The sequence below is a fragment of the Psychrobacter raelei genome (genome assembly GCF_022631235.3).
GTDB classification, from domain to species: Bacteria; Pseudomonadota; Gammaproteobacteria; order Pseudomonadales; family Moraxellaceae; genus Psychrobacter; species Psychrobacter raelei.
Genome location: NZ_CP093310.2, coordinates 2,074,471 through 2,089,219 on the forward strand (window position 1 = coordinate 2,074,471; position 14,749 = coordinate 2,089,219).

18 protein-coding genes are annotated in these 14,749 nt (G+C 43.7%); all 18 read right to left on the reverse strand.

Going from position 1 to position 14,749, the window contains the following annotated elements; genetic code table 11:
• Positions 1-8 precede the first annotated feature (8 nt).
• A complete protein-coding gene (locus MN210_RS08650) occupies positions 9-347 on the reverse strand; it encodes a hypothetical protein (protein ID WP_241878261.1) in 339 nt (112 codons plus the stop codon).
• Positions 348-387: 40 nt separating this feature from the next.
• On the reverse strand, positions 388-714 hold the full coding sequence (locus MN210_RS08655; protein WP_338412053.1) for a phage tail protein: 327 nt from the start codon (positions 712-714) through the stop codon (positions 388-390).
• A complete protein-coding gene (locus MN210_RS08660) occupies positions 707-4,033 on the reverse strand; it encodes a hypothetical protein (RefSeq protein WP_338412054.1) in 3,327 nt (1,108 codons plus the stop codon). The genes MN210_RS08655 and MN210_RS08660 overlap by 8 nt, the downstream gene beginning before the upstream one ends.
• Positions 4,034-4,121: 88 nt before the next feature.
• Entirely contained in the window at positions 4,122-4,583 is a 462-nt protein-coding gene (locus tag MN210_RS08665; RefSeq protein WP_241878266.1) for a hypothetical protein, read from the reverse strand.
• Between the two features lie 55 nt (positions 4,584-4,638).
• Positions 4,639-4,944 carry a phage tail assembly protein T gene (locus tag MN210_RS08670; RefSeq protein WP_241878267.1) on the reverse strand — a complete coding sequence of 102 codons (306 nt, stop codon included), beginning with the start codon at positions 4,942-4,944 and terminating at the stop codon, positions 4,639-4,641.
• 41 nt (positions 4,945-4,985) lie between these two features.
• The gene (locus tag MN210_RS08675) at positions 4,986-5,366 is read right to left on the reverse strand and encodes a phage tail assembly chaperone family protein, TAC (protein WP_338412055.1); all 381 of its coding nucleotides are present in this window, start codon (positions 5,364-5,366) and stop codon (positions 4,986-4,988) included.
• An 82-nt stretch (positions 5,367-5,448) separates the two neighbouring features.
• On the reverse strand, positions 5,449-5,901 hold the full coding sequence (locus tag MN210_RS08680; RefSeq protein ID WP_338412056.1) for a hypothetical protein: 453 nt from the start codon (positions 5,899-5,901) through the stop codon (positions 5,449-5,451).
• 33 nt (positions 5,902-5,934) lie between these two features.
• Positions 5,935-6,291, reverse strand: coding sequence for a tail completion protein gp17 (gp17, locus tag MN210_RS08685; RefSeq protein ID WP_241878270.1), 357 nt, complete (start codon positions 6,289-6,291; stop codon positions 5,935-5,937).
• A gap of 3 nt (positions 6,292-6,294) precedes the next feature.
• Positions 6,295-6,849, reverse strand: a complete 555-nt coding sequence (locus MN210_RS08690; protein ID WP_241878271.1) for an HK97-gp10 family putative phage morphogenesis protein — start codon at positions 6,847-6,849, stop codon at positions 6,295-6,297.
• Positions 6,842-7,174 (reverse strand): phage head closure protein, encoded by a 333-nt coding sequence (locus MN210_RS08695; protein WP_241878272.1) that lies wholly within the window; start codon positions 7,172-7,174, stop codon positions 6,842-6,844. The genes MN210_RS08690 and MN210_RS08695 overlap by 8 nt, the downstream gene beginning before the upstream one ends.
• Positions 7,175-7,489, reverse strand: a complete 315-nt coding sequence (locus MN210_RS08700; RefSeq protein WP_241878273.1) for a head-tail connector protein — start codon at positions 7,487-7,489, stop codon at positions 7,175-7,177.
• A gap of 2 nt (positions 7,490-7,491) precedes the next feature.
• Entirely contained in the window at positions 7,492-7,842 is a 351-nt protein-coding gene (locus MN210_RS08705; protein WP_241878274.1) for a hypothetical protein, read from the reverse strand.
• A gap of 75 nt (positions 7,843-7,917) precedes the next feature.
• Positions 7,918-9,153, reverse strand: coding sequence for a phage major capsid protein (locus MN210_RS08710; protein ID WP_338412057.1), 1,236 nt, complete (start codon positions 9,151-9,153; stop codon positions 7,918-7,920).
• Positions 9,154-9,221: 68 nt separating this feature from the next.
• Positions 9,222-10,091 (reverse strand): head maturation protease, ClpP-related, encoded by an 870-nt coding sequence (locus tag MN210_RS08715; RefSeq protein WP_095532731.1) that lies wholly within the window; start codon positions 10,089-10,091, stop codon positions 9,222-9,224.
• Complete coding sequence (locus MN210_RS08720) at positions 10,066-11,334, reverse strand: phage portal protein (RefSeq protein ID WP_338412058.1); 1,269 nt, start codon at positions 11,332-11,334, stop codon at positions 10,066-10,068. Before MN210_RS08720 ends, MN210_RS08715 begins: the two co-directional genes overlap by 26 nt.
• Complete coding sequence (locus MN210_RS08725) at positions 11,331-13,034, reverse strand: terminase large subunit (RefSeq protein ID WP_338412059.1); 1,704 nt, start codon at positions 13,032-13,034, stop codon at positions 11,331-11,333. Before MN210_RS08725 ends, MN210_RS08720 begins: the two co-directional genes overlap by 4 nt.
• Positions 13,035-13,066: 32 nt before the next feature.
• Positions 13,067-13,519 carry a phage terminase small subunit P27 family gene (locus MN210_RS08730; RefSeq protein ID WP_338412060.1) on the reverse strand — a complete coding sequence of 151 codons (453 nt, stop codon included), beginning with the start codon at positions 13,517-13,519 and terminating at the stop codon, positions 13,067-13,069.
• Positions 13,520-13,564: 45 nt separating this feature from the next.
• Positions 13,565-14,599 (reverse strand): GIY-YIG nuclease family protein, encoded by a 1,035-nt coding sequence (locus MN210_RS08735; protein WP_338412061.1) that lies wholly within the window; start codon positions 14,597-14,599, stop codon positions 13,565-13,567.
• Positions 14,600-14,749 lie beyond the last annotated feature (150 nt).

Genomic DNA, 14,749 nt, shown 5'->3' on the forward strand with positions numbered 1-14,749 from the left:
AAATGTTTTTAAGATGCCACATCTTCGGATTCAAATCCGAGCTCAATGCTCAACACATCATCTGCAAATGTCAGTACAAATGCGTTGACATTCTTATTTGCGTAATACAAAGACTTGATTTGACCGTCTGCCCACGCGGTAATTTCAGCTTGTAACTTCGAAATACGACCCTCTCGCACTTCTTTTTCGCTTGTCGTAATTAAAAAATCCTTGTATTCATTATCATATTCAATGCTGACTTGCGCTGTGTCTTCTTTATTCCATGCTTCTTTAGCGTAATGAAAGTTCATCAAGACTGATAATTCGTCAAGGGTTAATGTTTTAGATGTGGTTTTAGAATCACTCATAATTTCTCCAATATTTGACATGATTGTTTGTGGTTAGTGCTCAAATTGTTTGCTCAAATTTTAATGATATTTGCCATAAATTCCCCCTGCGTTGAGTCGTGCTATATTCTTCGCAAGTATATTTGCATTCCTCGCCCCATGGGTTGACCCACAAAAAAGGCATCCCTTGCTGGCTGTCTAAGAAATTTAATATCGGGTTTATTACTGTTTCTAAATCTCCCGTTTTAGTACCTGACCAGTTTGTCAATTTATTATTGATTTTGGCTTTGGGGCGCTGCACATAACCATCACCCATTTGCACCTTGTTAACTTTGTTAACAGTCTGGGCGCTTGCACCCATGTCAAAACGCCAATCAAATTTACGCACTTAAAATCCCTCCTGGGCGTGACTGGTCTTGTGCCCATCTTGTTATATGCGCTGAGATAATATCGCCAAGCGCTTTACCCGCTTGATGATTCGATTCAACCGAGTCTTTACTACTGCCTCCTGCAACTGTGACGCTCACATTGATATTAGTGTTGCCACTGTTGCGCTTGTAAGTGCCATTATGCATAGCCTCCAACTCAGGTCTATACTTACGAGTCACACCAGCGTTGGCGACAAACTCTTCTTTATGGACAAGACCCGCAATTTCATTTGTACGGCCAGTACCAGTAAATCCGCCTACTTCAAATCCGGGCAACTCAAGCTTTATAGAGCTTGCAGCAGAGATAATCTTGCCAAATTCCGCGGTGATAGTAGCTGCTCCAGCTAATTTTTCAGATAAACCTGCACCTGTGGCCATCATATCGCCCCATGCGTCATACATGTTTAAGCCCGCAGAGGCCATAACAAATACCTGCTGTGCAGCAAACATGGTTTGATAAGCTGCGTTTTGCTCGCCAAGTACAGTTTTAAATGACTCCGCAAGATTGCCTGCGATCGTTTGTGAGCTAGTTAAAGACAACTGGGTAGCTTTACGCTCAAATTCAAGTCTAATTTGTCCTCGTAGTTCTTCAGCTTCTCTCACTTGGTCAGTATGCGACTCTTCAAACTCTTTAACAATTTCAAGTCTGGCTTTATATTCTTGAGCCAAAGCCAAGTTTTCTGAGGTACCGCCCAATTCCGATTTCAACTGCCTAAAAGCATCTGATGCTGTTTGCGCGTGTTCGTTAAGGGCATACCTCTTAGCACCAGTTATCGCATTACGCAGTTCTCCTTTTTGGTTGTCGTCAATATCACGACGGCGGTCAAGCTCTCGTATTTGCTGCTCATAGTCCGCTTTTATACTTTGCAGCTGTGTTAAGCCATAGCTGCCAAGTTGTCTTAACTCATCTTCATGCGCATAACGTAGCTCATCAAGTGCAAGCTGTTCTGCCTGATTAATCGCCTTACTCTTAGCAGCACGTAGATCTGCGTCCATACCTAGAGTAAGTTCAAGCTCACGACGCTCGAGTGCATACTGTGCTTTAATTCGCTCAGATTCAGTGTACTCAAGACTTCGAGCTTGATTCATTTCAACGTCATGAATGTATGCAAGCTGACTTAGCTTGTAGTCTCGCTCAGCTTCGATGTTTGCAATACCTGCTTGCTTTTGCGTATCAGTTAATTCTTGGTCAAGCGTTAATGCTGCAATGCGCTGATCAGCATCTTGTTTAATTAATTCGGCTTCAGTTTTACCAAATTTAGTCAGCGCTGCAATTTTTTCATCTTGCGCACGCTGATATTGCTTAATCTCAATATCAGCGCGTTCTTTGGCTTTAGCTGTTAACTGCTGTTTTTCTTCAGCGCCGAAGTTCGACTCTTCAATTGTCTTTAACTTCTCAGCTAAATCCATTTCAATTTGAGTGATCTTATCGGCGTACTCACGTCGTATTGATTCGCGCTGTTTTGCTTGCTGCTCAGCAATACGTGCAGCCTCTCTGGCTTGCTCGACAATGTTGTTTTGCGCTATTGCGTCGCCATCACTAAAGTAAGGTTTAATATGTTGCCTAAATCGACTACCCTTGACCGCCTCACCTTTTGCGACGACACCATCGCCGTTGACATCCCAAACTTTATTTTGCTCATATGCTTTTGAGCCACGTTTGTAACCATAGCCCGCTACAGCATCGTATATTGCACCCACATCCGAGCCTGGACCAATGCCGCGGCCTTGGAGGTATTTAACGACATACTCCATTTGTTGCAAGGGCAGTAATGCGCCGAACTGGTTACGTGTGTGGCCATAATACTTGCCATCTTTTACGCCATCACTGGCTTCCATAAACTGGATTAATCCAGTCGCTGACGAGCCAGGGTTACGAGCATTTGTACTAAATGTTCCGGATGTCTCAAATGATATAACTGCAGCCAAGTCATTAGGGTTAATTCCCAAGCGCTTAGCGCCCTCAAGGATTGCATCAGCTGTAGCTTTAGGGATTAATGATTTACTGTTTGCTGTCTTTTTAGCCGCTTTCTCAGCTGCTTTGGCTGCCTCTTCAGCCTGCTTTTTCTGGTCTTGATACTCCTTACCGGTTTGGCCTAGGGTTTTTCCAAGCTGGTCTTGAGCTTTGTTGGGCTCGACAACAGCCGCCACCGTTTTGTTTGTACCATTCTCTCCAAGATGCATGATTTTGCCCATCAGATCATAAGCTTCAGCAAAATCAGACTTGATGTCTGTTATGGCATTGCCAAGCACCTTCATCTGTGCAGCCGGCACATCCCAAGCAATATTTTTAGCAATCTGAAAGAAGGCAAAGGGGCTGGTCAAGTCCACGCCATCCATAACATGCCCCCATTGGGCAAAAGATTCACCAAGAGCCCATACGCTCTTGCCAATTGCCTTAACAATTGTGACGACTCCAACACCCGTTGCGGCCAGCACCTTAAAGCCTTTTGCTAGTAAATCGCCAGCCTTGCGCGCTATATCTGCTGCAGACGCATCTTCAACCAGCATGCCAGCCATGTCGCTTAGGACAGGCATAATACCTTGAGTAAACTGATTTTTAGCGCCTTCATAAGATAGCGTCAATAGTCCAGTGGATGCTCGCAATTGCTCTGTTGCCACAATTGTCTCATCGGTCATTATAGCGCCCGCGTTTTTAGCTGCCTGGTACCATATGTCAAACCCAGCGCCCCCATCATGCAAATAAGGTATCAACAAACTAGCTTCGTCAGCCACAGACTCCATGTAAAAAACAAGCTCTGACTGAGATAGGTTGGCTTTTTGCAAGCTGTCATAATACAACTGCAGGGCATCTGGCCCTGATAGCCTCCTGAACTCTTCAGCGGTTACACCCACTTTAGGAGCGATATTTTCAAAGAAGTCGGCCATTTCGCCACCGCCGGTGGTCAAAAAGTCACCAACCTTATCTTGGGTATCTTTATAGATATCACCTAGTTTATCCATTTCGACGCCAGCGGCCTTAGCTGCTATGGCTTGCTTTTGGATACCTTGTACTGATGAGTTAGCTATTTTTGCTGTTCGCGCAATCTCATTACCTAATTCAATTTGCTCTTTAACCATCACTCCAACAGCCGTAGCGCCAGCTGCTGCCATAGAAGCAAACGCAGCAGCACCCACTTTGGCCATATTCTTTGCATCATCTGCCATTGCTTGCATAGCAGTCTTGGTTGACTCACCTGTTTCACGGATCTCACGGCGATATTGTGCTGTGTTGGCAAACAAGATGATATCTAAGCGGGATAATACTTTAGTGGCCACTCTACAGCTCCTTTACTTTAATTTGGGCATAAAAAAGCCCCAATCAAACGATTGAGGCCTTTTTGTTTAGTTACGGGTTGTTCATATATCAATCACATAAAGCTTGCATTAAACCGTACTGAAAAGTCTGGGGAATAGCCACGGTGTCAACAGATAAAACCGTAGGTCTTGATATATTTTTCACAACGTTGCCTTTTTTATCATAAGCTATTAAATTACTAATGCCATATTTATGAATACTGCAATTAAACACATACATTATTTTTTGCACCTTCACGCCTTTTTCTGGCTTAATAAACTCCATCTTCATCCATATTGTAGGATTGGAGAGTTCATCCTCAACAATCGATGATGGTAACATAGAGACTTTCCCCAAACGATTGTCTTCAAGTATGATCCACTGATCTAAGGCTTCTCCCACTTGTTTATAGTTTTCGGGCGTTACTTCTTTTGGTAAATCTTTGTAGCTAATATCTGCAATAGCCAAAGTAACAGGTAAGGACATCGCAAAAGCCAGACAGACAGCTTTTAATACTGTTAGAGTCTTCATCTTATAATCCAAGTAAATGCATGTTTATCAACTATAATAAACTGAATTTGTGCAATCAATGGCGATTTTTTGAATCCAACTGCTCAAACATTGAGATAGTACGCTGGGCCGATTGCTGCAGTTCTATCATCAGCATTTGCTCTTCATAAACTTCGCGCTGCTCGTCAGTCATCGGATTTGGGTCAACGACTAAAAAGTCAGTCAGTTTGGCGTCTGGATTGGAAGACTGCATTAACGCTATCATGGCTGCTTGCAGGTCACCTCGATGTCCGCCTATGGGGTCTAACCTATCAAACACCTGCCACTCTTTTAACTCTCTGATTGATAGTGTGTCTAATAGCTCAGCCACAGTCTTACCCAAGTGTCCTGCCAGCTTAAACAGGAAGAATCTATCAGGTTTTGTTAAGAGTTTTTTTTAATATCTTCTTCATCCTGCTTGGGCGATAGTCTTACCAAATGATTGATTTCATTGAATTTCGCTAGTACCGCTTGAGTGATAGATGGTGGTAGGCTTTTGACAATTTCTAAGTCTTCATCGCTGTCATCAAATAAAGCTTCGCCGTTTTCATCTACTGCTGCTCGCACAAAGGCTTCAGCGTTGCCGGTGCCTTCGACCTTTTTCATTGCTTCAAAATATTCTTCGCGTTCGCCTACTGACATTCTACGAGCATAGATTACACCGCCAAGCTCTTCAATATCCGCCGCCTCTGGTGAAAGTAACTTAGACTTAGCAACAGCTGCTAATAGTAATGATTTGTTATACGCTTTGGTTTTAGTAGCCATTTTGATTCTCTTAAATAAATATTAGTGTTAAAAAAGGCCCACAAGATTATTGCGAGCCTTGATGGATGTTTATTTCTTATAGCTAACCAGCAACAACGGGGTCGCTTGTTTCTAGTACAGTTGGGTCGCTGGTAATGGATAGTGTGCCTTTCATGCGCATTTTTTTCTTTTTATCTTCCGCATCTGGTGTCAGCTTCACAACCATGGCTTTGAAGCCGCGGCTCATTTTAGGCGCTGTTACATACACATACTTAAAATCAAGCTCAGTGCGATTATCAAACGCATCTTGGATGGCCATGTGCACAGGATTTGTTGCATCAAGCGCATACTCAAATTCGATTTCACTGTCTTCAGTAAAATCTACTGGTACTTTTACAGTGCGTCTATCGTCAGTTGCTGTTACATCATCAAGCACCGGATCTTTGACTGGCGGCTCACATTTAAGTAGGTGCGGCAACTTGGTATAAGATGGTGCTTCATCAGCGGTTTTCACAAACAAGCGGTAGATGCTATCTACTAAATTTTCTACTGACATAATGTCATACTCCATTTCATTAAAGGTAAGGTGTTACTCGGTATCGGCTGTTTGCCAAAATTCATACTCGATCATCTGACGGTACAAAGCGCCATCTTTACTGGACACTTTGCCGCCATATATTGCAGATATTGAATTATCATTAATTAACTGGATAGCTTTATTAGCCAGCAAAACGCCTGCGTATTTATCATGATGATAAACATCTATTTGCATGCGGACCCATTCATGACCTGTGACCCCATCCATGGTTATTTCGGGGTTATTACTGATATCTTGATAAACAATATACGGAGTGGTTTGATTATCAGACTCGCTAACCTCATCCGGATAAACCCTGCCTTCAACCAGAGCTGACAACACGTTATATATAAACACACCTGCTATCATGGTTTACTCCGTATATTTTTCTATGTTGGCGGCTAGTTTGGTCTTAAACCTATCTACCGCTAAATCAACATTGTTATCAAAAGCAGGTCTTAAAAATGGTACAGCTGGCATTTTAGAGGTCCCATATTCCACAAAATACCAATAGTAAGGCGGTAAATCTGAGCGTTTATTTTTGATAAAAATCCCGACTGCAGCGCCTCCTTCGTTAAACTCTCGGATTTTTCTTAATCGCTGCCTTCTGATACTACGTCTTAAAGTGCCAGGTTGCTGTACTTCGAACTTACCTTCACCCCGCTTAGCTTTTTTAGACTTACCTTTACGTTTTTTACCAAGTAAAGTCGTCGTATAAGTGGCTTCACCTTGTCCGGAAGACATGTACCTTCTATAAGCCTGTTCTGTAGCTGGTGCTCGTTGTTTTGCTTCCTTAACCATTGGCGATGAAGCAAAGTTAAGTGCTCCATACAGAGCTTTGCCCGCCATGTCATTGTCCATTTCAGCAAGCTTAGCTTCTAGCTCCTCAAGCCCGTGTATCTCCATGCTGCCAAAATCATCAGCCATTTGTCACCTCTTTTAACATTAGAGTCATGTATTCGAGGCCACTGTTCGCATCTGGCAGTGGGTCGCCATCAATCTCGTACATCCGGCCTCTATGGCCAACTCGCATTTTGCTATCCACATCATGCCGGTACCGTAAGGTACAACGTACTTTAGCCTCACTACTGGCCGCTTGAGCTGCCAACATATCTTTTACAGATAGTGGCTCAAACGCGGCGGAGAGTGTCAGTACATGCTCCCATATTAATGCTCCGCCCCCACCCATAGGCGATGATTTTGTTTTGCCCTTATAAAGCTTAATGCGGTGTCTTAACTTGCCAGCATTCATTTAAACCCCCATGCGTCTATAGGGTTGCAGTAAGTGACGCACACCAAGCGGCACTTCAGTCATTGCTGACTCAGATACTGCTTCACGATTTGCGTACCAATGAGCTACCAGTAATAGCATTGCTTGGTCAATACTTGCGTTGTCTACCAAGCCATCCGGGTCATCGCTTGGCACCGCATCAGGATAAATCGTGCGGTCAATATGCATCTGCACATGATTACGAGCCGCTGCAATATAGCCATTGAGCAAGCCGTCCTCATAATGAAAATCTTGCTCGATACGGCATTGGAATTTGACTTGCTCAAGTGTGATCATGGCTAACCTTCATTTTTTGATTTAATTAAATCTTCCACCAAGTCTTTTAACTCGTTGACTTTAGCGCTCGATTTAAAATCGACTTCATTATCGGTTAGGAATTTTTTAAGCTCTGGACCCGTCATATCATTGACAGTGACCACGCTTTCATCATCATTAATGGCAATTACGGTTTGCCATTTTTCAGTATTAGAATCAGCACCTCTTGCATCAGCAGTATCTAAGGCATCAACTTCCTCTGCATAGCCTTTAGTGACGAGATCGCGACCCTCGCTCTTTGTTGTTTCTGCAGTGCGACCCTTCATAATCGTCTTGTTTCCGACCATAATGTCGGTATTTACTCGTACAAACATATTGTTATCTCCATAAAAAAGACAGCTACGGTTAATAGCTGCCTTTTATTATTCGTGGAATGCTGTGAGTGTGAGTTAGGCTCCTGCGTTTAAACCTGCAACCGCTGTAGCAAACTCACCTTTAACGAACGCTTCAGGACGCTTAAGCGCTAATGCTAAACGTTCTTCGCAGCGGACAGAGATCATGTTCTTCTCAAAGTCATCTACGTTTTCAGTAGAAATAACCACGTTGGCTTCTTCACGGTCAAAAATTTGAGCGCCACTTGCAAACGCGCCTGTTAAGAACTTGCCTTTGAAGTTTGGCTCATCAGTATCGACAACTGGTAGGCCCCATAGAGTTTTTTCTAAGAAGCCCATTGGATTGGCGATGATATAGTTGCCAAGGCTGTTTTTGGTCAGCTCAATCTTCGCCCACTCCAAGAAGTCCATGACGGTACCAGTGGCAGGCATACGTGCAAGACGACACTGCAGCATTGCTAAACGCACAACATCAATATTGGTTGATGTACCTTCAGGCTTAATAAGGGCGTTAAAATCTTCAGCTTGTGGCATGATGCCATGCAAGTTTGCACCAGAACCATTGCCAAACAAGATTTGCTCTTCTTCTTTCTGCTTTAAACCAAAGCGCATTTCAGCATCGATAGTAGACATCAGCTGTTTGAAGTCATCTAATACTTGCTTAGACGCTTTGAACATATGAGCGATTGTGGCCACTGGTGTAATCTTGGTATCAAAAGTCATTGTAGAGTACGGCTTTTGCGTGTTTTCAGAGACCGCAGCTGCATTGTTAGTAAAGCCGCCCTCTTGCACCCAAAAAATAGCATTACTGTCTGTTTGACCTGGTGCGATTAAGTCGCGGATAAACAAACGCTGCTTAGGCTTCTGATCAATACCAGGGAGGCGTGTTGGTGCGATAATACCATCTGGAATATCAGGCGACGTAATTGCATTGCCAACAGGGATTCGGATTTTCTGACCAGCCTGGATGCCCTCTACAAACTGTGGCAAACCCTCGTGATTGGCTACAATCTGGCCAGCGGTTTGGTAAGTTTTGTTACCAGCATCGCCCTTATGGCGCGCGAATAATTGCTCAGCTTCGCCAATACGCACTTCAAGATCATTTTTAGCGACCTCCAAAGCGTTGGTGGTTGTCATTAGCTTATCTAACTCATTTTTTGTTTGAGTAGACAACTCTTCAGACTTCTCAGCTTTTTTGAGCGCATTCTCTGCTTTTGGCAACAACTCTTCATTAGCTTTTTTCAATTGCTTGTTTACAGCATCAAGCGTATTTTTGATTTCAAGGTCAGACATAATGTCTATCTCCATAAATGCGAAAACCCACCAAATGGCGGATTTCTAATGTTTAATTTGATTAAGGGTTAAGCGTTTAACTGCTCAAATTTAGCGGCTACAGCACGCAAATCATTGATCAGATCCTGCGGTATTTCGGTAGCGTCATGCATACCTGGCTGGGCAGCGTCTTGCGTACCCTGTTTAATTTCTGCAATTAGTTCGCGGCGCTCACTACGTGGAATGCCTTGCATCGCCATCAATTTGTCAATCTTGCGCACCGCGTTAGATGTATTTTTAGTGTCTTCGTCTTTTGTAATAATATCGGAGTCAAGAAAGCCGTCAGCCATGCCGGTTTCTACAGCAGTCTTGCCGCTAATCCATGTTTCTGTGTCCATCTGGGTGGCCAACTCGCCAGCATCAATACCGCTACGAACATGGTAAACATCAGCGATAGTGCCGTCGATTTGCTCTAAGAAGTCAGCCACATCCCGTAAATCATTGCGATCACCCGCTGCAATCGTCCAGCTATTATGAATCATAAGAAAGCCAGCTCTAGCAATTTGTAGTTCATCGGCAGCCATGGCAATAAATGATGCGGCACTTGCAGCAATGCCCAAAATGCGTACAGTCACTTTGCCTTTATGCTCACGCAAGAGGTTATAGATGGCCAAACCTTCGAATACATCACCGCCCGGGCTGTTAATATTTACAATCACATCGTTGTCACGGCCAATATATTTTAGCGCTGCATTTATTCGCTTCGCTGTGGTGCCACTATCAGTCCACCAATCGTAGCCAATAGCATCTAAGATATTAATGACATTGTCATCTTCACTCACATCAGCTGCTTTAATAGCACCATCCCACATTTCACGCGCTTTGGGCGTCACATCGCTGTGCAGCTGTGGGCGTTCTTTAGCTTCTGGTGCTTTAGGTAGTTTGCTGCGTCGGTTCATCGTTTATAGCTCCGTAATTTTTGCCAACATGCTCAAGATTGATTAGCGCAGACTGCACCGTATAGACATCGCCGCCAGGCACTGGTGGTAGGTTTTCAAGTCGCCTTACTTCGTTACGATTCATCCAGCCATTATTAAGAGCGCTATTGTAATATTCCGCCCGGCCCTTGCTGTCAGCCCTTAGCAATCCCTCAACAGAAAACTCGATTGTAATATCGTCGCTTTCTCTCGGGTCCAATAGACTGGCTGCAAGCTCTTGCTCAATATTGACTAATAAAGGGCGTAAGGTATTGGTTAAAAAGTGCAGCATTTGAGCTTCAGTTGATGAAGCCCAGCTTGATGCTTTGTCCATGTGGCCAATCATAAAGGGTGGTACACGCCACAACCGGCACAACTCCTCAACGTTATAGCTGCGAGTTTGTAGTAACTGAGCAGCTTCTGGATTCATTGTGATGTTCTGGTACTTCATGCCAGCTTCTAACACCATAATGCGTCCAGCATTTTCACTCATCGCATATTTAGTAACGTTGTCACCAATCTGACCTCTTTGTTTATCATTCAACTGCACGTCAGTTGTCAGAAACCCTGATGGCTGCATACCTTTTTTGAAGAACTTGCCAGCACTTTGGTCAGCTGCAGTTGCACTCCCAACTGTCTCACGGCCTTGATATATTGTTGCCAAACCATTGATGCCATCTATCCCAAAGCCACGAATATGCATAATTCGGTTCTCTGGGATAACCCGATCTTTGCCATTTTTAACTTCTTTATACTCAAGGCTGCCGTTTTTTAACCGCTTCACTGTGATGCACTGCGGCAATAGCGGCTCTAATGATACTAAGCGCTTGCCAATATAAATCTTTTCGACATATGCATTACCCCACAGGCAAATGCTAGCCACAATCATCAAGCGAAAGCGGCTAGGCGTAAACTCCGCATTGGGTTTCTTACAAAGTAGCTTGTATAAGTGGTGCGACTTAGCCAAGGTGCGGCTACCATCGTCATTGTTTTGATAGACTCTAAGCGGTAGCGTTGAAACCGTTTCACTAATCAATCGCACACAAGCCCACACTGTAGATAATTGCAATGCACTATCTACAGTGACGTTTTTGCCGCTTGATGTTTGAGTTCCGTTGCCCAACAAGGACAACACTTGATTGGCGTCCAACTGCGTTATCTCAGCCGGAACGCCCATAAACTCTAAAATGGCCGCTCTGATAGGGCCTACCTGTTTTTTTATCATATCCCTACCATAATTGGGTTGCTTGCAAAATCATCTAAGCCATTGCTTTGGTCATGCACTATCGCACGCGCCAGTGCCATAATTAGTGCCACTGGCCCATCAATCTTACTTTCGGCTCGCTCTTTGTTCGGATAGATGTTGTCTTTTTTATCCAGCGTGGCCACCACGTTAGACATCATCCAAGTCATCACAGGGCAGTTGCCGTGTGCTAAGCGCTGTGACAACACCAGTGCTTCAACTTCTTTCATGGGTTCTGACATGTTTTGAACAGTGTGACGAATCTCTACCATCACTGCTCCCTCGTTTTCCATGTTCTGGGCCAACTGAGCTGCTTGCCATGGATCGTAGGCTATTTCTTGTACATCGTGAGTAGCCAGATCATATTTTAGATCATCCTCAATAGCGCTAAAGTCTATAACCTCGCCAGCCGTTACAGTCAATAAACCAAGGTGATCATATTCTTGGTAACGCTCGCTATTAACCTCGCCCTCTTCCATTAACCGGGCTTCGGGTATGTAAAACTTGCAGTGCACATGATAGTTAGGGTCATCAAGCGTTGGCGGAAACACCATCACTTTGGCGACAATATCAATCTTGGTTGCTAAATCAAGGCCGATATAGCACGGTCTGCCTTGTAGCTCCTCAAGTGATTTACGCTCTGGCGCCATTTGCCACTTGGACATATTCATCCAAGCAGATTTGGCGCCCACAAACTCGTTGACGTGCTTGGTTCTGAACGTGTTTTGCTTGTGGGCTGACTGCATTGCATCGCGGCATCTTGCTCTTAAAAACTCACCGCTTACTGATATGTCGTAATTCGGGTTTGCTTTACGCAGTGCTAGCTCACTAAACCACTCATCTTCCTCGTCTTTTGTGTAGATCATGGCCCACATATCGGGCATGTCTAACGCACCATCGAGCATCTTTTGTGCGTCACGTACTAACGTGTAGCAAGGACCACCAATATTCGCGCCTGCGGTGGTAATAACTACCATCATTGGCTGGTCGCGGGCACCCATACCGGTTTCCATCGTGTCGTACAGGTCCGAATCTTTATGCTCGTGGTATTCATCAACCAAAGCACATGATGGACTCGAGCCATCGCCAGGCTTACCAATAACCGGCTCAAAACGACTACCATCGGACGGTACGTTCATGTTTGATGCATTTGACTCAATACCAAAGCGTGCTTTTAATGCCGGCGTACGGTCAACCATCTGCTTGGCCGGTCTAAACACCTCCCATGCCTGCTTCTCTGTTGTGGCGCCTGAGTAGACTTCAGCCCCGAACTCGTTATCGGCCACGAACATATATAGGCCAATACCTGCAGCAATCACTGATTTACCATTTTTACGAGGCACAAAAACAAGTAAGCGCCGGAACCGGCGCGTTTTTGTTTTCTTAATTATCCAGCCAAATGGTATGCAAATACTAAATAGTTGCCATGGTTCAAGCGTTATTGGCAGACGCTCTCTAGCCCACTTGCCCTTCGTATGTGGTAGCAACTGGATAAACTTAGCTACTCGCTCAGCTCTCTCAGGGTCAAACCTGTATAGGAAGTCTTTACTTCTGCTTAGTTTTTTTTCGTCTAAATGACGTTTACATGCAAGCTTAATCCATTTGCATGCAATGATTTTTCCCGCAACCACGTCGCGAGCGTACTTTTCAGCTTTTGCGACATTAGGGTATTTACGGGACATTTCATCGTTAACTCTATCTAGTTATTTGTTATTTAAAAGTCATCAAAGGGGTTTCCTTTGTCTTCATTTTTAGCGCCGCCGGTCAACCTTGTTCTGCTACTAGGGTCTAGCCCCAACAGACTTCCAAACTGCGTCATTTGTCTTTTAGCTTCATTTACTATGGTTACTGCTGGATTTTTAATTACTGATTTTTCAGTATGGATAACTAATCCATTCTCATTGATATCTTGCTCTGCTTCACGCCAACGTTGATAGGCCATGCAAAATGCCTCTACATTATGCAAGTCCGCTACTGTTAACAGTCTTGCTCCCAGTAACTCAGGCATTAATGTTTCCCACATTGTGACAGCCAAGTCTCCTAGCCATTCGGGTGGGTCCACGCTTTTTAGCTCACTGAACTTTGGCTCGCTTTTATTTAACGCTCGCTTTCCTGGATTGCCAGCAAGTTCTTTTAATCTAGTTGGCTTAGGGCGTCTGCCTGCCATAACTTCACCTATAAAAAAACCCGCCGTTTATGGCGGGGTGCGTGTTTACGCTATTAGTTGTAATTGGTCTGTTTCTGCAAGCTCTTTAAGTAACGACTCTATTGGTTTAATGGTCGAAAAACATTCAGTATAACCCCTAAATTGTATTTTAGGATTGTATCTATACCCTTTAACCAGACTGTGCAACCGATACTCGATATCGTAAATAAAGTCGCCAGCGCCTTCTACTTCAAATATGACTTCCCAAGTGTAAGGCATTTCTCGGGAATTTCTAAAACGGCGCCTAATATCTTGAGCTGTGACACCTATTTTATAAAATGATTCATTATCTTTTTGGCAATGAATAACATACAAAGTTCCTTTGCCATCGTTATTCCTATCACATCGACTGATAAAGTCGCTTCTCTTCCAGCCTGATGCTTTTTTAATACCGCATTTTGGGCAACCATAAGGTTTTAAGTGCTGATTAGGAGTTTGATAAAAAGATCCGTGTTTTTTACAGATGATCTCAACTAGCTCGTGCGCACCTTTATACTCAGTATTAGAGTAATCGTAGTTAGAATCTGCATGAACTTCTTTTGCTCTTTCTATAAAGTGCTTGGTATCGTATACCGGTATTCCTGCACATTTATTACAGCCATAGCCGCCATGTATGTGGCTGTTGGGTGTTCTGAAGAATGAACCGTGTTCAGGGCAGATAATCTCTACCTCTGTGGTGCTGTCAATGTATTTAACTTTTGAGTAGTCATATTTTGCTTTATGTTTAACCCTAGCTTTTTCTACAAAATCTTTTCCCGTTAGTGTGTTGTTTTTTACCGTCGCCTCTTTCGCACACTCTTGGCAACCGTGCTTTGAGCGTAGGTGACTTTCAGCGGTTTGCTCGAAGTCGCCATGCGTAGGGCAGGTTATTTTTATTTTATCCTTGCTATGGCGGTACACGGTCTTACTGTAATCAAACTTACTATCATGCTTTTTAATGGCTTTAGCCAAGTACTGCTCTTGAGTCATTGGCTTTCTGTTCCCGCCATATTTTTTAGTTTGTCTTTGCGGGTTTTGAGTAGTACAATTCATTTCAGTCATCTTGATACTCCCATTATCAGATTGATTAGAAAGGTCGGGCTATTACCAGTAGCTCGGCCTTTTGCTTTTCATATTATGAAATTTTAGTATTTATATATTTTAAATATTATTAATTAATAATTTAGTTTTTTAGAGTCACCTAGACTTTTC

Coding starts and splice junctions, on each gene's coding strand:
- MN210_RS08695 (WP_241878272.1), bottom strand. CDS start 7,174: ATGAATGCTGGCAAGTTAAGACACCGCATTAAGCTTTATAAGGGCAAA.
- MN210_RS08735 (WP_338412061.1), bottom strand. CDS start 14,599: ATGACTGAAATGAATTGTACTACTCAAAACCCGCAAAGACAAACTAAA.
- MN210_RS08675 (WP_338412055.1), bottom strand. CDS start 5,366: ATGGCTACTAAAACCAAAGCGTATAACAAATCATTACTATTAGCAGCT.
- MN210_RS08730 (WP_338412060.1), bottom strand. CDS start 13,519: ATGGCAGGCAGACGCCCTAAGCCAACTAGATTAAAAGAACTTGCTGGC.
- MN210_RS08720 (WP_338412058.1), bottom strand. CDS start 11,334: ATGATAAAAAAACAGGTAGGCCCTATCAGAGCGGCCATTTTAGAGTTT.
- MN210_RS08715 (WP_095532731.1), bottom strand. CDS start 10,091: ATGAACCGACGCAGCAAACTACCTAAAGCACCAGAAGCTAAAGAACGC.
- MN210_RS08725 (WP_338412059.1), bottom strand. CDS start 13,034: ATGTCCCGTAAATACCCTAATGTCGCAAAAGCTGAAAAGTACGCTCGC.
- MN210_RS08690 (WP_241878271.1), bottom strand. CDS start 6,849: ATGGCTGATGATTTTGGCAGCATGGAGATACACGGGCTTGAGGAGCTA.
- MN210_RS08710 (WP_338412057.1), bottom strand. CDS start 9,153: ATGTCTGACCTTGAAATCAAAAATACGCTTGATGCTGTAAACAAGCAA.
- MN210_RS08680 (WP_338412056.1), bottom strand. CDS start 5,901: ATGTCAGTAGAAAATTTAGTAGATAGCATCTACCGCTTGTTTGTGAAA.
- MN210_RS08700 (WP_241878273.1), bottom strand. CDS start 7,489: ATGATCACACTTGAGCAAGTCAAATTCCAATGCCGTATCGAGCAAGAT.
- MN210_RS08705 (WP_241878274.1), bottom strand. CDS start 7,842: ATGTTTGTACGAGTAAATACCGACATTATGGTCGGAAACAAGACGATT.
- gp17 (WP_241878270.1), bottom strand. CDS start 6,291: ATGATAGCAGGTGTGTTTATATATAACGTGTTGTCAGCTCTGGTTGAA.
- MN210_RS08665 (WP_241878266.1), bottom strand. CDS start 4,583: ATGAAGACTCTAACAGTATTAAAAGCTGTCTGTCTGGCTTTTGCGATG.
- MN210_RS08650 (WP_241878261.1), bottom strand. CDS start 347: ATGAGTGATTCTAAAACCACATCTAAAACATTAACCCTTGACGAATTA.